Genomic DNA, 19378 nt, shown 5'->3' with positions numbered 1-19378 from the left:
TCATTTAAGTAGAAAGTTATTTTCGAAAAAATTTAAAGAACTCCCTAATCCCACATATCATGAATGTAACCGCCATAGACTGGTCGATCATAGCTGCTTTCTTTGTCATTTCTCTACTTATAGGGCTTTACACATCGAAACAGGCTGGTTCCTCTGCCAAAGAATTTTTTCTATCTGGTAGAAATATGCCGTGGTGGTTATTGGGAGTTTCTATGGTAGCAACCACTTTCTCGGCGGATACCCCAAACTTGGTAACCGATATAGTAAGAAAAAACGGAGTTGCCGGCAACTGGGCTTGGTGGGCATTCTTGCTGACCGGTATGTTGACCGTATTTGTCTATGCAAAACTCTGGAGACGATCTGAAGTTACCACTGACTTAGAATTCTATGAATTGAGATATTCTGGAAAGGGTGCAGCATTCTTAAGAGCATTCCGTGCGATTTACCTGGGAGTTTTCTTTAATGTAGTTATTATGGCTACAGTCTCTTTAGCTGCAATCAAAATCGGTGGCGTAATGTTGGGACTTACCCCTATTCAAACCTTATTGATTGCATCTATCGTAACTGTTGTTTATAGTTCGCTAGGAGGATTAAAAGGCGTTCTGCTAACCGACTTTTTTCAGTTCTTCATTGCCATGATCGGGTCGTTTGGAGCGGCATATTTCATTCTTGACCTTCCTGAGATTGGCAGTTTGAATAATCTTTTGACTCACGAAAATGTGGCTGGGAAACTTGATTTCCTTCCAGATTTCTCCAATCCAAATGCATACATTCCACTTTTCTTGATGCCAATCGCTATCCAGTGGTGGGCAACATGGTATCCCGGTGCTGAGCCTGGAGGAGGAGGATACATCGCTCAGCGTATGCTTTCTGCCAAAGATGAAAAAAATGCAATAGGCGCTACGTTGTTTTTCAATATCGCCCACTACGCCATGCGACCATGGCCGTGGATTCTGATTGCACTAGCATCCTTGATTATATTCCCAAATATCTCGGATTTACAAACAGCTTTCCCAAATATCCCTGCAGATAAATTAGGTGACGATTTGGCCTATTCTGCCATGCTTACCTACTTGCCTACCGGTTTGATCGGTATTGTACTTGCATCTCTGATCGCTGCGGTAATGTCTACACTATCGACGCATTTGAACTGGGGATCATCTTACATAGTAAATGATTTCTACTTAAGATTTTTGAAGCCAGAAGCTTCTGACAAGGAATTGGTAGCTGTAGGTAGAATATCTACTGTGGTGTTGATGATCCTTTCTGCCACCTTAGCATTGGCTCTTTCAAGCGCATTGGATGCATTCAATATTTTGCTTCAGATTGGAGCTGGAACAGGCTTAATCTTTATCCTCAGATGGTTCTGGTGGAGAATCAACGCATACACTGAAATCTCAGCTATGGCCATTTCATTTGTGGTTGCAATTTTCTTTGAGGTGATCAATCCTAAAGTAAACTGGATCATGATCCCAGAAAATCAAGCATACCTGAAGCTGATTTATAGTGTTAGTATTACCACCATTGGTTGGTTGATCGTGACGTTCGTTACAGCCCCAGAGAAGGATGAAGTACTGCTTTCATTCTATAGAAAAGTAACTCCAGCTGCTTTTGGTTGGAAAAAGGTTTTAGATCGATACCCAGCTGAAAAACAAGTCATCGGTCAACTTCCTAAAGAAATCGGATTAATGATGATAGGATCGGTGATGGTTTACGCAGCCCTTTTCTCCACAGGATTCTTTATTTATGGCAATTTGCTCGGAGGGTTTATCGCAGGTGCCATCGCTATTACAGGAGGAATCATCATCATCAGATCTTGGAAAAAACTGAGTTAATCAACAAATTTTACTGAATTCATCAAGTGGGCCATGTCCTCCTTGATGAATTCAATTACTGGAGCGAGGGAATCATTTTTCATGGCGGTGTTGAAATACAGAGCTCCTCTCAAAAAATTATCAGTAGAATCAGTCACAAAAAACTGAAATTGCGTAGGTACTTCACCCGTAAGCTCAGCCACCACTCCTGTGTATCCTTCTGGTGTTAAGAGCACAGCCTCTTCTATCCCATAAGCTTTCACTTGATGTTGAGCTGTCAATCGAAAGGCATCACTGGATAGTTGCCGAAAATTGACCCGGTCTCCGTCAATTCGCTTATAAGTCAGGTGCACCTTTGCCCCAAACTCCTCATAATTTAAATTGACCCAATCTTCCTCATCCAAATTGAAGGTATCAGCTTCGACCCTCGAATAACTGGAATAATCAATTTGATATGGATACCCAGTAGTTAGCCTTTCAAAGGAATGGTCAGGCAAGTCAATACGATTGTAGCCGGGTGGTTTGGGTAGATAAGTTTGTTCACAAGCAACTGCCCCTACTAATATTAAAACCAGACTTAAATATTTCCTCATGCTTAAAATTAGATAAAGTGTTTGATTTGGCTGGGGAATAAATGAAATTTAACCAAACAACCAATCTCTATTCAAATGGAAAAATCAATAAAAACCTTCTCTGGCAGTTTGTTACTTGCCATTTTTATGATGGTTGCCTCAGCAGCCACAGCGCAAACGACAATGGACGAGTTTATGAGCAAATGGCAAAATAGTAAGCAATTCACAATTGATGTGCTGAACAAAATGCCTGACTCTGGCATGGATTACAAAACTGATCCTGCTGCTATGTCTTTCAAAGAGCAAATCCATCACATAGGAAATGCTATCGTAGGTATCTCACAGGGATTCTTGAAAGGTGGCGATCCAGGGTTTACTATCGATCTTGCTACGGCATCGAAGGCAGATTTAGCTGCTTACGTAGCAAAATGCTATGACTACGGAGCTGCAACAATGAAGGCATTATCTGACGCAGACGCTGCCGAATCAATGGATGTTTTTGGTAATACTGTGACAAGACGCCAAGTAATGGCTTTGCTAATGGATCACTCTACGCACCACAGAGGATCTGCAATCGCTTATTTGAGAGTACAAGGAGCAGAACCACCAGCATTTGTTGGTTTCTAATTAATACCATAAAGCATAAAAAAACGGCGATGAAATTATTCATCGCCGTTTTTTTATGCTGGATTTACTATTCTCTTATCCAAGCCACTTTTTCATCCATACTCTCCCTTTTGCCTTCAGGCCAAGTATCTGATGCTGGCTTTGCCACGTAGAAAAATCCCATCAAGGCATCTTCTCCTTCAAGGCCAAAGTCTTCTCTGGCTTCTTGCCAGAAAGTAGGCCCACCAGTTCCCCAATAAGCTGCCAATCCATGTGCTGAAGCTGTCAAGTACATATTCTGAACAGCCATTGAAACTGCTGCGATCTCTTCCATCAAAGGAATTCCTGCTGATCTTTTCAATATTATTGCGATCATATGGGATGCTTTCAACGGTTGCTGCTTAAACTTCTCATAAGTAGCTTCCAAAAATGGCGTTCCATTCTTCTCAGCACGCAGCTTATACATGTCAGCCTGATAATCGGCAAACTTCTTTAAGCCTTCACCTGTGTACACAATAAACCTCCATGGTTGAGTCAATTTATGAGTCGGTGCCCAACGAGCATTCTCAAGCATTTCTTCAATGATAGAATCATCGATTGGATCATTTTCTTTGAATTGTGCAGCAAACATGGATCTACGTCCACGTATGATTTTGTTTACTTCTTCGATATTGAAATCGGGCTTTTGCATAAGATTGGTGATAGTTAATTCTTGTGTTAAATGTGATTAAGGATTATTGATGGACAAAAGTTTCCTCAATTACTGATTTAGATTTTAATTTCTACCCAGAAATTTTCAATCCAATTCTCCAGCTAAAAGCTTTTTCCTGAGGTCTGGATCAAACTTCTCAATGGCATACCTCAATGCCGTCCTTGGCATAGTCTGATAGTGTTTTCTTAAAAAGCCCATTTCTACCTCAAAATCCTTATTACCGATCTCCCGAAGCATCCACCCCACAGCTTTATGAATCAAATCATGCTCGTGAAAAAGCAGTTTTTCGGCTAATGCTAACGCATCTTCAAAAAAACCTCTTTTGATCCAGTGATAAGTAGAAATCATAGCAACCCGTTGACTCCAGAGATGGTCTTTCTCCGCCAATTCATAAAAAAGTGACTTATCCTTATCTATAAAATAATGACCCAATATATGATGACATGAACTATCCACAAGATCCCAATTATTGATAAAATTGAGATGGGACAAATAAAAATCGACTAGCTGCTTTTGCTCTGATGCGGTTTTTAACTTTTGATACCAATAGACCAAAATATATACAGCAGTCAACCTTACCTCATGATATTCGTCATGAAGTAGGACAGAAATCTCAGACAAACTGATTTCTTTGAAAACCGACTTTGCTATTTTACGTTGCTCGGGTACTTTCACTCCCAAAAACCGATCTCCTTCACCGTATTCTCCTGGTCCTGACTTGAAAAACTTTGGGAAAAAGGCAGCTTTTTCGGGAATAGACTTGTCGGCAAGTGATGCTTTGATTTGCTCGGTCAATAGGCTCATGGATAAAAATAGAAAACCTTAGCCTCTTCTAAAAATCATCTCCTCCGAAATCCCCGCCCTCTCTTCGACTTTGATTTTCTCCAGCCTTCTCCTTAAATCCTCCGAATCTATAAGTGAAAGCAAGAGTTCCTACCCGCGTTTCTCTTTGGAAAACACGCTTCTCATCAAACCTTGGATTATTGGTAGTGATTCTGAAATTCCGAGTGTTGAAAATATCACTCACGTTAGCAGAAATTGTAGCTTTCCCATTAAAGATGTCTTTTCTCAAACCGACATTCAGGCTGTATTGAGGTTCGATTTGACCTTGAGGTAGCACAATCGGACCACGGTAATTCCCTTGAAACTGAACGTTAAACCAATTTGGAATCAACCAGTTAGCAAGCAGGTTCAAAGTCCAGCTGAAATTCTCATTGCTGAAACTTTCCTCGATATTCTCCGCATTGATTCGAGAATAAAACAAATTACCTGTCAGGGTAGCGTCTAGATTATTGGATACTTGGATTTGATTGATCAATTCGAAACCTGTACTAGACCTGGTGTCTGCATTTTCGCGGCTCTGTATCGCCACATTATCATCGGTCAGTATCGTAATCCTAGTCTCAACATCTGTGCTGAAGCGATGATAAACTGTGGCATTTAGGAGGTATTTTTCCCAACCTTTCATATAACCCACTTCATAACTATCGGTGAATTCTGGCTGCAAATAAGGATTGCCAATACTAAAATTGTACTGATCTCGTACTCTATAAATAGGCGCCAAATCCCAAATACTCGGTCTGGAAATTCTGCGCGTGTAATTTAGGGTCAGTTCATTTTCAGGAGCTATTGTGTAGCTTAAAAATGCACTCGGAAACACATTGAAATAGTTGTTTGGTATGCTTTCATTATTTCTGACCGTTTCGCCTTGAGTCTCGGTGTATTCTCCTCTCAGACCTAGCTGATACCCAAATTTGCCCTTGGAATTTCTGTAGGTGAAATACCCGGCATAAACATGTTCGTCAAAATCAAAGGTATCAGACAAGGTATCCACCACAACGGGTTCAAAATCTGTAAACTGATCGCCTTGGGCGAATTCCTGACTCCATTGCCAATTGCCCAGTGTCGCTTTTAGACCGGTTTCTATGGAAGCTCCATTTTGAAAAGGCTTTTCGTAATCCAACTGCGCTACATAGAGATTGCTTGTTCTAGGCCTATCGTTGGTCTGAATAAGTCTTTTGACTGGATCAGAATTGCCGTCAGCATCGAAATACTCCTGATTAGAATAATCAGTCTGTGAGCGGGTGTCATAGGAGTAAGAAAACGAGGTAAAGAGCTTTTGGCCCAGGCTATCAAAATTTAAAGTATAATTGATCCCACCTTCATAATTTCCACTAGAACTCCACTCATTATTTTGCCGAACAAAGCTCGAATCTATTGAGCCAGTCTGACTAATATTGAGTTGGGTTACATTTGAATACTCGACTTCATCATCGAAATTTCCTTGGAAATAAACGCCTAGCAGGCCTCTTTCAGAAATATTGTAATCCACTCCAGCACGGATCAAATGCGTCTTTTCTAGCTCATACCCATCTTGATCTTGCTCCAGACTTGGAGAGAAGCCTTCTAGGTAATTTGTTCGGGAGCCTTCGCCTGTTTCTATCTGACGTCGATCTTGCCAGTTATAGGAAGCATAGAAATTTGCTTTCTCTGTACCATAATTCAGGTTGACGGCAGCTTGATATTTCTCTCGCGTTCCTATAGATGCATTTAACTGCCCATTAAAACCTGTCTTCTCATTTTTCTTCAATACGATATTGATAATTCCGCCAACACCTGTTGCGTCATAGCGAGATGAAGGATTTGTGATCAATTCTACAGATTTAATACTATTTGCTGGAAATTGAGACAAAATACTCTCAGCATCGTCTCCAGAAAGATTAGACGGACGCCCATTAATGTAAATCAGAATATTCCCGCTACCTCGCATAGTGATTCCACCTTCATCATCCACCTGAATTGAAGGCAATGTGCTCAGCAATTGAGAGGCAGTCTGGCCTTCGGCTACAATGCTGTTTTCCACATTATAGGTTCGCTTATCTATGTCAGATTCAAACATAGAAGTAACTCCTTCTACCAATACTTCATCGAGATTTTGGGCATCCTCCTCAAGTGTAATCGTCCCTAGGTTGACCGAATTCTTATTTTCGCCCAAGCTGATTTTTTCATAAAACTCTAAGTAGCCAATGAATCCTACTCTCAGGATATAATTCCCTTCAGAGGCAGAAAACTCAAAACTACCGTCTAAATCACTCATCCCACCCGTAACAAGAGCAGAATCTGTGGGAGATAGCAAAGCAATATTTGCAAACTCAAGTCCTGCTTCCCGTTTTCCATCCATTACTTTTCCCTTGATACGGATTTCTTGAGAAATTGCATCTAAAGAAGAGATCATGAACAACAAAAGAAATGATAATGAAGAATATTTATTCATAAGAATAGATCGAAAAGAGATTAAGTAACCTCGGGAAAACTGTCTTGGATTTTTAAAACTTACTACACTATTTTAAACCCTAGCGTAGGAGTAAGGTTTTACTTTTAAGTCAAAACATGTTCTATGGAAAAATGTCAGTATAGCATGAAAATTATTAGTTCAAACGGTTGTTAATGTTTGCCCATTTTGGAAAAATCTGATTCTATACTATTATAAATATGCTGCTAGTAATTCATTTACCTATCTTTAAAAATGATTAGATTGATTTTCTTAATGGGCTGTATGCTAGCAGGTACACTTGGCAGCATTCGCTCCATCGCCCAAGCTACGCAGGACACAATCCAGAGAAATGATCTCCAACAATTAGCCACTCTTTTTGAAGATGCAGAACCTAGTGACTCTATTGCGGGAGTCTATTTAAAGGAGCTAATCATTCAAAGTGAAAAACAAGGTGAGTATGATCTGATGGCAGATTATGTGCTTAAGATGGTGCATCATCCCTCACCCTCCATTCAAAACCCTGAGCTAATAAGGCAACTTCTTAAAAATGCAATCTCTCATGAAGAGGAGCTCAGCAAATCCAATGACAAAGGCAACCTTCACCTAAAATTAGCGGGTGAATATTTTGGGTACGAGCAATTCGATTCTGCCATTTTGGAATATGGATATGCCATAGATAGATTTACTGATGAAGACTCCATTTTTATCGCAGATTCATATTTTTTCAGAGGACAAGCGAGGGATTACAAGGGAGAGCTACTCGGTAGTATGCAAGATTATCAACAGGCGAGAGATATCTATTCCAAGCTAGGAGATAAGGAATATGTAAACTATGTAAATGGAGGAATGGCTATTCTTTTTAGCAAATTTTCGATTTATAATGAGGCTGAAAAAATCAGAACTGCATTGATCTCAACGTACCAGGAAGAAGAAAGCATTTTTGATGTTGCGATCCAGTTATACAATCAAGCCGAAGACTATGGAAAACAGGGAAAATTAAAAGATCAAGAAACCTATCTCCTCAAGGCAGATTCATTGACACCGTTTGATCCACAGGATTTCTACACTGAAAGTATGATCAAACTTTCGCTCAGCAATTTTTATGGAGAACAGGGAAATTTGGAAAAGCAAAAAGAATATTTTTCCCAAGCGCAAGATATGGTTCCTCAAGTACCTGAAATAGCCACTACCAACCCTGTTTACCTCAACGCAAAAGCTCTGCTAGAATATTCTCAAGGCAATTATCTAACCGCAAATCAGCTAGCCAATATCTCTTTAGATGCAGCCAGACAATCAAAAAATATGGATCATCTGATCAAAGCTTACAAGCTTTTAGGTGATACTTACAATAAATTGGGGCAGTCAGAGAAAGCCTTTGAAATCAGGCAAAAATTAACGCATTACACCGACTCAATTTTCGCTTCCAATCAAGCCACTACTTTTTCCTATTTCCAAACGCTTTATGAGACGGAGAGAAAGGAAAAAGAAATTCTAACGAAAACGCAAGAAATAGAATCTATCAGTAGGCAAAACCAGGCAAGACTAAGGCTGATTAGTATTATCATCTTTTTCCTGATTATAGTAGGGGTGGTCTTTTTTCTCTGGAAGAATTTGCAGCACGAGAAGAAAAAGAAAGAAATGCAGTCAAGATTTTCTCAGGAGCTACTAAAGAATCAAGAAGCCGAACGGGTACGTATATCAAAGGATCTGCACGATGGCTTAGGTCAAAGCCTACTTTTAATAAAAAACAAAGTTGCCCTTTCCAAAGACAATACAACAGGTGAGTTGCTTGATACGGCGATCAGCGAATTAAGATCAATAGCAAGGTCACTGCACCCTATGCAATTGGAAAAACTTGGATTAAGCAAGGCAGCTGAACATTTGCTTGATCAGATCGATAATGAAACCGATATTTTTGTTTCTTCGGAGATAGAGGAACTAAAGGGTGTTCTGAAAAAAGAGGAGGAACTTCAACTCTATCGGATCTTGCAGGAATCGATCAATAATGTTCTGAAGCACTCTCAAGCCAGTGCATTGCGCGTTCTATTTAATAAAGTTGAAAATAGAGTAGAGTTGAAAATAGAAGACAATGGAAAAGGGTTTGATTTTTCCGAGAAACTAAATGATTTTCAAAGCCTTGGTCTAAAAACCCTCAAAGAACGTATTGCCTCTCTGAATGGAAGTATGAAAATCAACAGTGAAAAGGGAGTCGGAACAAGTTTAAGTTTTATAGTTTATGTCTGATCAAAAACCTACCGTAGTTATAGCAGATGATCATCCAATCTTATTGAAAGGATTGCAAGAATTTCTAAATGAGTTTGGATTGGATGTTGTTGGAATAGCAAAAGATGGACAAGCAGCCTTTGACCTAATTATCAAAATGAAGCCTCAACTTGCTATTATTGACATGGAAATGCCCTATAAAACGGGGCTTGAAATAGCTTCAGATTGCAAATCGTTGGGGATTAATACGAAAGTCATCTTACTGACCCTTCATAAGGAATTATATCTTTATAATCAGGCGAAGGAGTTAAACCTTTCAGCGTATATTTTGAAAGAATTTGCCTTGGAAGATCTTTCCAAGGCTGTTTCTATAGTTTTGGAAGGAGGACATTTTTTTAGCGAGAAAATTTTCGAAGGGATAAAAGAAAACAAGTTCGCCTCCGGTGAAAATCCGCTTACGCCATCTGAAGTGAAAATTCTAAGATTGATTGCCGAGGGGATTTCTACCAAGGATATTGCAGACAAACTTTTCATTTCAGAACGTACAGTTGAAAAGCACAGGAGCAATATGATAGCTAAGCTACAGCTAGAAAAAAAACACAATTCTTTGCTGATATGGGCACAAAAGAATCGTGAAATTATTGATTAACAACTTTTTATCATTATTCAAATATAAAAATACGTATTACCACGTATTGAGCTACGCTGTTTTATTGGTTAAGTTTGATTAAATATTTATCCACAAAGAATTTTTTTAGAGATGAAAATATCAAGTGTTCTGGGGGATTTTAAGGTAATCCAAACCATAAAAAATCGAGATGAGTTGCTTGTCTTAGGTTCTTGGAAAAACTTGGTGCGTATTTTTGATAGCAGTAGAACTTTTCTTGTGAATAAAAATGAGTCGCTTTTTGGCATCTACTTGTGCAAGCAGGAATGTGCCGAGTTTATGAACAAAATAATTCAGGATATTGATTATCATGAATGGGAGGACTTTAAAATAGACAAGCCCATTTTCACCAATCAAATCCAAGCGTAAAGGGTGATTTTTTCAACAATAAACTTTTAGAGCTGCGCGGATCATACGATCTACGGTTTTTTCAGCTTCTTTATCAAACTCACCAGTGGGCCGATTCGCGACAATAGCATTTAAACTTAGCATTCGGTGATTGAGCAGCTGACCCATCGCGTAATAGCCAGCAGTCTCCATTTCGAAATTTGTCATCTTAAGACCATCCACTTTCAGATCTGCCAGTCGCTCGATCATATTATCCATCTTTGGCTTAAGCCTAATTTCTCTGCCCTGAGGAGCATAAAAACCAGGAGCAGTAAGCGTGACACCACGGTGAAAGTCAGATGGTAATTTTTGCAAAAGCTCAGTCGAAGCTCCTGCTTGATAAGGTAAAAAAGTAAGATCCAGCGTGTCTTTAACCAATATTGCCCAGTCCTGATTTCCTTCAAGTTTTGGATAGAACTGCATCAACGTATCTACTCCTATAGCAATCTCAGATGCCAGCAGACTTCCTACTGGCAATTCTGCCTGCATACTTCCTGAAGTACCTAAGCGGATAATTTCGAGACTCGTCTCTGTTGGTTTTACAATATGTGTTTTGAGATCCACATTGACTAAGGAATCCAGCTCAGTCATCAGAATCTCGACATTATCAGTGCCCATACCAGTGCTCATCACCGTGACTCTTTTGCCATTCAGTCTACCGGTATGCGTCACAAACTCACGCTTACTGCCTTTGAAATCAATCTGATCAAAGTATTTGGAAACCAAGCCAACACGGTCGGGGTCACCAACAGTGAAAACAAGAGAAGCCAGATTCTCTGGCTTCAAATGCAAATGATAAATGCTTCCATCAGCATTTAATATCAATTCTGATTCTGGAATTTGTCTGCTCACGCTACAAGTTAAGCATTTGATTTTTCTTTGCCTTTACGGACAAGTCCTTTGTAAGGATTATAACCATTTGTGTTTTTCTGGTAATATCCTGTTCCATCATAAGGTCGCTTCTCTGGATTTTCCTTGCAGTCTGTAGAGCATGCACCTTCCATTTCCCAACCGCAGTTTTCACACATCGGGACATGAGCATTACAAGTCTGATTTGCACAGTTGACCATACGATCTGAAGCAGTACCACACACATGGCAGGTAGAAACAATCTTTGGATTCACGGTATTCACATCAACCGCGATTCGATTGTCAAACACGTAACATTTCCCTTCAAAGTCTTCTCCTCCGGCTTCCATTCCGTATTTGATGATACCACCGTGAAGCTGGTACACGTCTTCAAAACCTTGCTCCAAAAGGAAAGCAGATGCTTTTTCACACTTGATACCACCGGTGCAATAGGTCAATACTTTCTTGTTTTTCAGATGCTCCAACTCTTTTACCTTCTCAGGAAAATCTCGGAAATTATCAATATCGAGTGTTAAAGCATTTTTAAAACGTCCAAGTTCATGCTCGTAATTCGAACGCACATCCAAAATCACCACATCTTCCTGATCCTTCAATTTCTTGAATTGCTCCGGGTCTAGATGCTTGCCCGTTCGCACATTCGGATCAAGATGTCTCAATGCACTGTGGACAATCTCCGGCTTGTAACGCACATGGATTTTGGTAAATGCGTGTTTGTCGTGAGAATCGATTTTGAACTCGGTCTTCGCAAAACGTAGGTCTGCATGGATGTATTCCATGTATTTCTCACAATCTTCCACCAAGCCCGAAACGGTACCGTTTAACCCTTCATCAGAGATGATGATACGTCCGCGGATATTGTTTTCAACACAAAAAAGGTGATGCTGCTCACGGTATTTTTCAGGATTCTCAATCTTGGCGTAGCAGTAATAAAGGAGGATTTGATAGTTGTTGTTTTCCATAACTTGAGCCCTGTTGCGGCAGGGTGTTTTAGGATTTATGATTTCGGAATTTTGATTTACGATTTCAAATTTGAAATTAAAAATCTCAAATTCATTTAACTTTTGCAGCAGGATTGCCAAATACGGTTTCGTTTGCACCCACTGTTGCGATTACCACAGATCCAGCACCTACTCGGGCATTTTTACCAATTGTAACTCCCGACACAATCGTAGCTCCAGAGCCAATAAAAGCTCCTTCTTCGATGGTCACATCGGAATTGATAACTGATCCAGCACCAACTTGCACAAAGTCACCCAAAGTAGCTTTATGCTCGATAATAGCCGCTGAATTGATAATACAATGACTACCTATCTCCGCGCCTGCACCGATATTCACATTGGCATTGATAAAATTACCATGACCAATGATGGCATCTGTAGAAATGTAAGAACGCTGGTGGATCGCGTTCACAGGCTGAACTTTGCGGCGATCATTCAACAATTCTACTAAGAACTTACGATATTTTGGATTCTCTTCGGCTACAAATGCCTCTGTCTTCTGACCGATTAACTTCAAGAAACCGTCATCCTCAGGATTTCCAAGTACTGAAACCGTATTGATCTCTGTCCCGTGAATTTTTTCATCCTCATCTAAGAATCCAAAAACAACCACATTGTTGCTGTTGAAAATCTCAAGTGCGGAATGAGCGATGCCTTTAGCACCAAAAATTATAACTGGTTTTTCCATAGTTTTCTGCAATTCAGGCTGCAAAAATACAGGAATTCACTGGCTTACCCAAAAATCATTTGGATTCTGATTTGATAAGCGCTTGTGCAATTTTACACTGCAGGCATTTCTTCGGTTGGCAATAATTTTTAAAAAGCCCGATCATACCTTGTGAGTCAAATCCATTTCCAGCGGACCAACCGTGGGTTTGAAAACGACGGATGATGTGATTATTCTCAGCGGAAACCTCCTGAAGCAAATCAAAACAGCGCTCCTGCCAATCCGACTCCTCAAAATATCGTCCATAGGCAAACCAAAGTGGAGTCACATAATTGATCACCAAAAGCTCCAAAGCAGAGTTGGAAACACCTAAATTGGTCCTTTTTTCAGATGTCTTTCCAAAACTATAATGGTATTGCCAGTAGTCACTAGGCTTCACTTTCAGTAACTTTTTGAATGAGGCAAAGTCCCGGGAATCCTGCATCACTGATTGAAGTAAATTGGGCGCGTTGGATAGAATAGCCGCAAGCTGGGAGATACGAACCGTCGGGAAATTACCTGGCCTCACCCCCATAAAAGTCCAGTGTTGACGCTTCATCGGAGAATCCCAGCTATATTTTTTCCTAAAAAAATCATACTCACTGATCAAAAACTGCACATATGGCTCATCAGATTCCAAAGGCAGCAATCCCGCTTGGCCAAATAGTATGGCTTCCAAAACCGGCAGTTGATCTCTGTGTTTCTGTAGAAGCTTGTAAGGAATTAAAGCGGACAATTCTCCCATTGCTTGACTGTTTGTCTTGAAACCAAAGCAGGTGAAAAGCCAGCGATAGGCAGATTCCTCCCAGTCGTCGGTGGTGGATTTGAGAATGTCCAAAATGAGGGAAGACTTTTCCTGAAGCCGTTCTACCAGCGCTTTCTCCAAGGCGGAAAAACGTACAATCTCCGGAACTTCCTTCAATCCATGCGCACAGGGCAAGTCAGCTTTATAATCAAGCATTTGCTCATAATTCCTCCAGACATCCAAAAAAATCAACCCTTTCAATTCCAGCGTGGGCATTGGAGTTCCGTCATTCCGGTGTACTTCTATATCATCCTCCCAAACTACATGAAGCACCACCGAATTGTAGGCCGGATTTCCACCATGAGCATGTTGTTTCCACTCACTCGCGAGCCGATGAACCTCCACATGTCCATGAAGGATCACGCCATCTATTACAACCACGGAATCGCGAAAGTCCGGCCCTTCGCTTTGATTATGAAATCCCACTTGAATAATCTTTAACTCTTCCCCGGAGCTGGTATGAAGTTTTGCCTTTTCGAAATACTGGTATTTCCAGACTAGTTGTAAAAAATCTTCTTTGAAAGTCATAAAAGTATCAATTAAAAACCAAGTGAATTTAACCAAAAACTAAAAAACAAAAAAGTCAGGAAACCCTGACTTTCAAAACACTAGCAACTTAATTCAGATTCAAAGGTATTTCTCAAGCAAACCCGCCATTTCCTCCTGTAACTTCTTCGCTTCCTGCCCCGCTGCTTTTGCAAAGTCTTTCTCTCCTGATGCATAAATGATCCCACGGCTGGAATTCACCAAAAGCCCACAGCTGGAATTCATACCATACTTCGCTACTTCTGCCAGGCTTCCACCTTGCGCACCAACTCCGGGAACCAAGAAAAAATGATCTGGCACAACTGATCTCACTTCGCCAATCAACTCGCCACGAGTAGCGCCCACCACGTACATGAGGTTTTCTGGCGTACCCCATTCTTGGCTTTTCTCCAAGACAGACTGATAAAGTGGTTTCCCATTTTCATCTTTGATCAACTGAAAATCCATAGAGCCGACATTGGAAGTCAAAGCCAAGAGAATCACCCATTTATCTTCAAATTCTAGAAATGGAGTTACACTATCAGCACCCATATAAGGTGCAACGGTCACTGAATCAAAGTCCATTTTCTCAAAAAATGCCTTTGCATAGAGCTTAGAAGTGTTTCCTATATCTCCGCGCTTAGCATCTGCAATCGTGAAAATTTCCTTCGGTATTATTTCATTTACCTTCTGCAGCGTCTCCCAACCTTGTGGCCCCAAAGCCTCGAAGAAAGCGATATTCGGCTTGTAAGCCACAGCATAATCCGCAGTTTCCTCGATTATCTCCTTGCAAAAGCTAAAGATCGGATCCGGCTCAGATTTCAGATGTGCAGGGATTTTATTGATATCTGCATCAAGTCCAACACACAAAAAGGATGATTTTTTCTGAATTTGGGTGAAAAGCTCTGCTCTGGTCATGAAGATTAAGATTTTGGCAAAGGTAAGAAACCATAATGGCATAGAAAAGGGATGAAAAGCATCCTAAATTGAGCCAGGAAAATTCAAATATTTCGCGGAAAAATTAGTTTGAATTGGAATGTTTTTAATATTTTAAGAGAACTTTTATTCATAATAGACTACTCAAATTAGCTATGCATTTTGTCTGGGCAATACTAAATTTTACTAATCAAAACAGAAAATGAAATCCTATTTACACAGACTCTTTTTCGTTATTCCATTAATCCTTGGCTTGTGCTCCTGCAACAAAAACGTTTCTGAGGAGCAAGGGACTCGGAGTGAAAATCAACTGAAGATTAATTATGCTAAAGCAATAACTCTTGATATTTCAGGTGGATTTCCTAAGCTTCAAGGAAACCCTATTTTCTTCTCAGACGAAAATGATTCTTATTTCTATATTCAGACAAGTGATGGAATAGGCACCTTTGATTTACAGAATGGAGGACAACCTATTTCTATGATAAAGCTGAATGAAATAGAAAACTTCCGGGGAGGCACCTCTACAGCGCAAAATCATTTTTTACCTGTATCCAAAAATGAATTTCTCTACTTTGACAGGATAAATGATGAAATTTATGAGATTGAAAATTCCAAAGTGACAGCTAGTCAAAAAATGGCAAGAATAATGAATTCCAGCCCAAAGCCTCAATCTGGATTCCTCAAATTTGCTTCAAAAGAAGAGAATATTGTTACTCTTCTGAATATGTTAGAAGCATACGCCAGACCACCTTATACCTATCAAAACCTTGAAAACACCTTTGGGATTTTTAAAAATAGCTTGAAAGAGTTTGAATCTAAGATGTTGCTTCCTGAAGAATATTTAGGCAAAAATGTAAACGCATATGACCTTTTGATCTCCTTCGATTACGACGAGAAATCAAAAGAATATATTATCAACTACCCTATCTTGGACGACTTAATTATCACCAAAGATTTTGAAACCATGAAAAGAATAAAGGCCACTCCAAAAGAACATTTCGTTGATTTAGCAAATCGATCTGGTGAAAAAATGGGAGAATGGAAAAAGGAATATTATTCAAGTAATTCTTTTTTTGCTGTCTATTATGATCCCTTTCGAGAACTTTATGTGAGACATTATCGAGAAGCTTTATCAGAAGTTGATTATGAATCTTTGGCGGCTAATTCTTTTAAAATGTTAGATCCAAGAAATAAAAATTACCTGCTTTTTTTAGACAAATCAGGTAATGAAATGCATACCATGGATGTCTCTGATTATAATCATTTATACATTCACTTTGGAAAAGAAGGCATGTATATCTTAAATGACACAGAACTTGAAAATGAAGATTCTTTGACATTTAGTTTATTTACGTTACAGAAAAATTAAGTGAGTGAATATCGAAGCTAAGGTTAGAAAACCAAAATAACTATTTGAAAATCAATAAGAAGTACTTAAAATATTTACTCTTATATCACTCCTAGTTTAGGCAACAAAACCAGTCCAGTTATTTAAGCGGTTAGTAACACCGACAAATCCCAAAAAAACAATTTATCAAAAACTAGAGAAAAATTTGATTCGGGCAATTAGTATAATTAGGGATCCGGAATGGCTTAGAAAAGCTTCACAAAGCACCGAATTTCGATTTGGTACCTTTGCTCTGGGCTGAGATGATTGAATTTTTGCATGACAACACTAATTTAATTCTTCAGCCTAAGGAAGGAAGCCTAGGCTTCCTTCCTTAAATCTTTAGTGTTGCACTTATTACTTGAATCTGGGACTACTTTAGAATCGCAATTAAATTATTGATATGTTTAAAAGGCTTGATAAAAGATTTAAAGTACGGCTAATTGTAAGCTTTATTTTCCTCTTGATCTTAGACTTCATTTTTGCTGCCATATTTCCTAGCTCTATACCTATTTGGTTTCAGCTGATCGGGTCGATCTTCTCTTCAGGAATCATAGTTTTTGGGTTAGCTCATTTTTATAATAAATACGCTCAAAAATCAAACGGTTAACAAATGGGACTCAAATGAGAGAGCTATTGACAAAACTATGCTTGGATTCAGCAATGAAGAATTTCTCGATTCTTATAGTTCTTGCTTTCTCCGTCCACTCAAGTACATTTGGTCAAGTACAAGGGTACAATGAGGACACCTCTATCCCGACCTTCGATATTAACTATCTCATAATCAAGTCTTCCGAATCATCTGACAAAGAATTTAGCTTTCTTAATACTACTATTTCCTCGTTTTTAGAAGAATTTCCTAACCCTGATAAAAACGAGGATTACTACTATGAGATAGGTGAAAAGATGGCCAGATTAATCACCTATAGGCAAAATGAATTCTATTTTCTGAATGAAAAAATGGATGCATTCTATTTGAAAGACTCCAAGTTTTCAGTAGGGAATGGGAAAGATTTTATAAAAATAGGAGATCATCACAAGGCTGTGGCAAAGCTATTTCCATCCTATGGACTAGAAATTGAAACATATTATGGGACGAAAGAAAAGTATGGGATCATAAGAATAACTACGTCTGAAAAGGGATTGGTCAATGATGATGAAGATTCAATCATCATATTAGTTGAGCTTAAGTCTGGTATTATTACAGAAATACATAAATGATTTCACATTTCAATAGGTATAAAATAGGCCTCCCTGTTTTGTTTGGGCTGCTTCTTCTCTTTCCCCATGATTCCAGCTCTCAAGACATCTCTGGTACCTATCGTTGGGATTTGGATAATGGAAGAAGAAATTTTGTAATCTCATTAAGTCCGAAAAAAGCTGTTCGTGGAACTACACCCACCAGCTTCAAAGGTGAGCATTGCGGAGTATTTGAAAATGGAAATAGAATGGACTGCAGCTACGAGGAATATTCTATTTCTCTGAATAGAATATCCGAAAATGTATTTACAGGAACGATTCTGAGTGCATATTCTCTTGCCATTAGCGAAATCAAGATTACCTACTTCCCAAGCAGTAAGGAAATAAGGTGGGAAGTAACAAAAGAGGGTGTAGGGAAAAACCATCTACCAAATTACTTTCCTCTAGATGTGATGATGAAGTAGCAGCTAAAATAAAAGGAAGGCCTCAAAAGCCTTCCTTAATCATTTTCATAAATCCTGAAAGCCCAATTGCGCGTGTATTTTCTCCCAAGGGAAATTCATCCTTGCCGGCATAGATGAAGTAGCGATGATCCGCTGATATATCTTCTACAGCATTCAGGAAGCCTTTTGAGAGCTTTGGACTCAAGGTTCGCTTGATTACTATCGCCCAGATTTCACCGTTCAGACTCAAAACCAAATCAAGTTCTGCTCCGCCCGAGGTGCGATAAAATCCATAATCAGCTCCTTTTGGCAAGACTGAAATTATATTTTCGATAATAAACCCTTCCCAGCTTCCACCTACTACTGGATGTCCCAGCAGATCATCAATTTTGGTCAGGTTCAATAAAGCATGTGTTATTCCCGAATCTCTGATGTAGATTTTGGGAGACTTCACCAGACGCTTACCCACATTCACCAGCCAAGGTCTGACAGAACGAATCAGCAAAAGATCTTCAAGCATTTCCACATAGCTTTTCACTGTCGGTGAAGTCAGATCCAGACTTGCTCCAAGTTTAGAAAGATTGATCAACTGTCCCTGTTGATGAGCAAGCATGGTCCAAAGATGGCGAAGACGATTGGCAGGCACAAATTCTGCAATCTGCGGTATGTCTCTTTCCAGATAGGTAGTGATGAAATTTCCTCTCCAGGTCATACTAGATCTATCCGAACTCGCAAGAAAACTATCTGGAAAACCTCCTCGTAGCCAAAGCTTATCAACATGCCCTTCTATTGAAGAGACTTCCAATACATTAAAACCGGGGAGTTCTTCATAAGCAATCCTTCCCGCCAGTGATTCGGAGGATTGGCGGATGAGATCCAAAGAAGCGGAACCTAAGATCAGAAATTGGCAGGAGCGCAAGCCTTTCTTTCTTCGTCGGTCAATCACTCCACGCAAAAGCGGAAAGAGATCCGGCATGCGCTGGATTTCATCCAGTATAATCAAACGACCTTCATGAAGATCAAAATATTGCTCAGGCTCAGCTAGCTTGCTTCGGTCTGAGGGACTTTCGAGATCCAAATAAATTGACTGGGGATCGATGGTTTCCACGAGCTCCTGCGCCAAGGTAGTTTTACCTACTTGCCGTGGTCCAAGAATAGCTATAGCCGGAAAATCAGGCATCAGTTCTTGGAGTTTCAATATCAAATCTCGTACAATCATCCTTGCAAATTTAAAATTTGATTTTAAATTTGCA

18 protein-coding genes are annotated in these 19378 nt (G+C 39.6%); 8 read left to right on the top strand and 10 right to left on the bottom strand.

Annotated features, from left to right (window positions below):
* Nucleotides 1-59 precede the first annotated feature (59 nt).
* Nucleotides 60-1835: a sodium:solute symporter family protein gene (locus tag ACPUEN_RS16515; RefSeq protein WP_425637004.1), complete on the top strand. Its 1776-nt coding sequence runs from the start codon at nucleotides 60-62 to the stop codon at nucleotides 1833-1835.
* Here ACPUEN_RS16515 and ACPUEN_RS16510 read toward each other — a convergent pair.
* Nucleotides 1832-2407 carry a gliding motility lipoprotein GldD gene (locus ACPUEN_RS16510; protein ID WP_425637003.1) on the bottom strand — a complete coding sequence of 192 codons (576 nt, stop codon included), beginning with the start codon at nucleotides 2405-2407 and terminating at the stop codon, nucleotides 1832-1834. The two genes, ACPUEN_RS16515 and ACPUEN_RS16510, sit on opposite strands and share 4 nt — an antisense overlap.
* A 75-nt stretch (nucleotides 2408-2482) precedes the next feature.
* Here ACPUEN_RS16510 and ACPUEN_RS16505 point away from each other — a divergent pair, with 75 nt between their 5' ends.
* Nucleotides 2483-3013, top strand: coding sequence for a DinB family protein (locus tag ACPUEN_RS16505; RefSeq protein WP_425637002.1), 531 nt, complete (start codon nucleotides 2483-2485; stop codon nucleotides 3011-3013).
* A 67-nt stretch (nucleotides 3014-3080) separates the two neighbouring features.
* Here ACPUEN_RS16505 and ACPUEN_RS16500 read toward each other — a convergent pair whose 3' ends face one another.
* The 3 genes from ACPUEN_RS16500 to ACPUEN_RS16490 form a co-directional block, all read right to left on the bottom strand.
* Nucleotides 3081-3683: a nitroreductase family protein gene (locus ACPUEN_RS16500; RefSeq protein ID WP_425637001.1), complete on the bottom strand. Its 603-nt coding sequence runs from the start codon at nucleotides 3681-3683 to the stop codon at nucleotides 3081-3083.
* Between the two features lie 105 nt (nucleotides 3684-3788).
* Nucleotides 3789-4508 carry a DNA alkylation repair protein gene (locus tag ACPUEN_RS16495; protein ID WP_425637000.1) on the bottom strand — a complete coding sequence of 240 codons (720 nt, stop codon included), beginning with the start codon at nucleotides 4506-4508 and terminating at the stop codon, nucleotides 3789-3791.
* Nucleotides 4509-4536: 28 nt separating this feature from the next.
* A complete protein-coding gene (locus tag ACPUEN_RS16490) occupies nucleotides 4537-6978 on the bottom strand; it encodes a TonB-dependent receptor domain-containing protein (RefSeq protein WP_425636999.1) in 2442 nt (813 codons plus the stop codon).
* 252 nt (nucleotides 6979-7230) lie between these two features.
* Between ACPUEN_RS16490 and ACPUEN_RS16485 the strand changes: the two genes are divergently transcribed.
* The 3 genes from ACPUEN_RS16485 to ACPUEN_RS16475 all read left to right on the top strand — a co-directional run bounded on the left by ACPUEN_RS16485 (nucleotide 7231) and on the right by ACPUEN_RS16475 (nucleotide 10237).
* Nucleotides 7231-9222 (top strand): tetratricopeptide repeat-containing sensor histidine kinase, encoded by a 1992-nt coding sequence (locus tag ACPUEN_RS16485; RefSeq protein ID WP_425636998.1) that lies wholly within the window; start codon nucleotides 7231-7233, stop codon nucleotides 9220-9222.
* Nucleotides 9215-9850, top strand: coding sequence for a response regulator (locus ACPUEN_RS16480; RefSeq protein WP_425636997.1), 636 nt, complete (start codon nucleotides 9215-9217; stop codon nucleotides 9848-9850). Before ACPUEN_RS16485 ends, ACPUEN_RS16480 begins: the two co-directional genes overlap by 8 nt.
* A gap of 111 nt (nucleotides 9851-9961) precedes the next feature.
* A complete protein-coding gene (locus ACPUEN_RS16475) occupies nucleotides 9962-10237 on the top strand; it encodes a hypothetical protein (RefSeq protein WP_425636996.1) in 276 nt (91 codons plus the stop codon).
* 12 nt (nucleotides 10238-10249) lie between these two features.
* Here the strand turns inward: ACPUEN_RS16475 and ACPUEN_RS16470 are convergent, their stop codons facing one another.
* The 5 genes from ACPUEN_RS16470 to pyrF form a co-directional block, all read right to left on the bottom strand.
* Complete coding sequence (locus ACPUEN_RS16470; RefSeq protein WP_425636995.1) at nucleotides 10250-11107, bottom strand: nucleoside phosphorylase; 858 nt, start codon at nucleotides 11105-11107, stop codon at nucleotides 10250-10252.
* A gap of 8 nt (nucleotides 11108-11115) precedes the next feature.
* Nucleotides 11116-12084 carry a rhodanese-related sulfurtransferase gene (locus tag ACPUEN_RS16465; RefSeq protein WP_425636994.1) on the bottom strand — a complete coding sequence of 323 codons (969 nt, stop codon included), beginning with the start codon at nucleotides 12082-12084 and terminating at the stop codon, nucleotides 11116-11118.
* A 91-nt stretch (nucleotides 12085-12175) separates the two neighbouring features.
* Nucleotides 12176-12811 carry an acetyltransferase gene (locus ACPUEN_RS16460; protein WP_425636992.1) on the bottom strand — a complete coding sequence of 212 codons (636 nt, stop codon included), beginning with the start codon at nucleotides 12809-12811 and terminating at the stop codon, nucleotides 12176-12178.
* A 55-nt stretch (nucleotides 12812-12866) separates the two neighbouring features.
* The gene (locus ACPUEN_RS16455; RefSeq protein ID WP_425636991.1) at nucleotides 12867-14162 is read right to left on the bottom strand and encodes a DUF2851 family protein; all 1296 of its coding nucleotides are present in this window, start codon (nucleotides 14160-14162) and stop codon (nucleotides 12867-12869) included.
* A 99-nt stretch (nucleotides 14163-14261) separates the two neighbouring features.
* Nucleotides 14262-15077 (bottom strand): orotidine-5'-phosphate decarboxylase, encoded by an 816-nt coding sequence (pyrF, locus tag ACPUEN_RS16450; RefSeq protein ID WP_425636990.1) that lies wholly within the window; start codon nucleotides 15075-15077, stop codon nucleotides 14262-14264.
* Nucleotides 15078-15297: 220 nt separating this feature from the next.
* Here pyrF and ACPUEN_RS16445 point away from each other — a divergent pair, with 220 nt between their 5' ends.
* From ACPUEN_RS16445 to ACPUEN_RS16435, 3 genes are all read left to right on the top strand, one after another.
* Complete coding sequence (locus ACPUEN_RS16445) at nucleotides 15298-16464, top strand: hypothetical protein (protein ID WP_425636989.1); 1167 nt, start codon at nucleotides 15298-15300, stop codon at nucleotides 16462-16464.
* Nucleotides 16465-17106: 642 nt separating this feature from the next.
* On the top strand, nucleotides 17107-17703 hold the full coding sequence (locus ACPUEN_RS16440; protein ID WP_425636987.1) for a hypothetical protein: 597 nt from the start codon (nucleotides 17107-17109) through the stop codon (nucleotides 17701-17703).
* Nucleotides 17700-18146, top strand: a complete 447-nt coding sequence (locus ACPUEN_RS16435) for a hypothetical protein (RefSeq protein ID WP_425636986.1) — start codon at nucleotides 17700-17702, stop codon at nucleotides 18144-18146. Before ACPUEN_RS16440 ends, ACPUEN_RS16435 begins: the two co-directional genes overlap by 4 nt.
* Nucleotides 18147-18168: 22 nt before the next feature.
* On the opposite strand, the gene ACPUEN_RS16430 is transcribed toward ACPUEN_RS16435, so the two are convergent.
* Complete coding sequence (locus ACPUEN_RS16430) at nucleotides 18169-19344, bottom strand: ATP-binding protein (protein WP_425636985.1); 1176 nt, start codon at nucleotides 19342-19344, stop codon at nucleotides 18169-18171.
* Between the last annotated feature and the right edge of the window lie 34 nt (nucleotides 19345-19378).

It is taken from the genome of Algoriphagus yeomjeoni, assembly GCF_049821175.1.
GTDB classification, from domain to species: domain Bacteria; phylum Bacteroidota; class Bacteroidia; order Cytophagales; family Cyclobacteriaceae; genus Algoriphagus; species Algoriphagus yeomjeoni_A.
The sequence above is the reverse complement of the archived record's forward strand: the minus strand, read 5'-3'. Positions and strand labels throughout refer to the sequence as shown.

Coding starts and splice junctions, on each gene's coding strand:
- ACPUEN_RS16435 (WP_425636986.1), top strand. CDS start 17,700: ATGATTTCACATTTCAATAGGTATAAAATAGGCCTCCCTGTTTTGTTT.
- pyrF (WP_425636990.1), bottom strand. CDS start 15,077: ATGACCAGAGCAGAGCTTTTCACCCAAATTCAGAAAAAATCATCCTTT.
- ACPUEN_RS16460 (WP_425636992.1), bottom strand. CDS start 12,811: ATGGAAAAACCAGTTATAATTTTTGGTGCTAAAGGCATCGCTCATTCC.
- ACPUEN_RS16440 (WP_425636987.1), top strand. CDS start 17,107: ATGAGAGAGCTATTGACAAAACTATGCTTGGATTCAGCAATGAAGAAT.
- ACPUEN_RS16510 (WP_425637003.1), bottom strand. CDS start 2,407: ATGAGGAAATATTTAAGTCTGGTTTTAATATTAGTAGGGGCAGTTGCT.
- ACPUEN_RS16505 (WP_425637002.1), top strand. CDS start 2,483: ATGGAAAAATCAATAAAAACCTTCTCTGGCAGTTTGTTACTTGCCATT.
- ACPUEN_RS16500 (WP_425637001.1), bottom strand. CDS start 3,683: ATGCAAAAGCCCGATTTCAATATCGAAGAAGTAAACAAAATCATACGT.
- ACPUEN_RS16430 (WP_425636985.1), bottom strand. CDS start 19,344: ATGATTGTACGAGATTTGATATTGAAACTCCAAGAACTGATGCCTGAT.
- ACPUEN_RS16475 (WP_425636996.1), top strand. CDS start 9,962: ATGAAAATATCAAGTGTTCTGGGGGATTTTAAGGTAATCCAAACCATA.
- ACPUEN_RS16465 (WP_425636994.1), bottom strand. CDS start 12,084: ATGGAAAACAACAACTATCAAATCCTCCTTTATTACTGCTACGCCAAG.
- ACPUEN_RS16480 (WP_425636997.1), top strand. CDS start 9,215: ATGTCTGATCAAAAACCTACCGTAGTTATAGCAGATGATCATCCAATC.
- ACPUEN_RS16455 (WP_425636991.1), bottom strand. CDS start 14,162: ATGACTTTCAAAGAAGATTTTTTACAACTAGTCTGGAAATACCAGTAT.
- ACPUEN_RS16490 (WP_425636999.1), bottom strand. CDS start 6,978: ATGAATAAATATTCTTCATTATCATTTCTTTTGTTGTTCATGATCTCT.
- ACPUEN_RS16515 (WP_425637004.1), top strand. CDS start 60: ATGAATGTAACCGCCATAGACTGGTCGATCATAGCTGCTTTCTTTGTC.
- ACPUEN_RS16495 (WP_425637000.1), bottom strand. CDS start 4,508: ATGAGCCTATTGACCGAGCAAATCAAAGCATCACTTGCCGACAAGTCT.
- ACPUEN_RS16445 (WP_425636989.1), top strand. CDS start 15,298: ATGAAATCCTATTTACACAGACTCTTTTTCGTTATTCCATTAATCCTT.
- ACPUEN_RS16485 (WP_425636998.1), top strand. CDS start 7,231: ATGATTAGATTGATTTTCTTAATGGGCTGTATGCTAGCAGGTACACTT.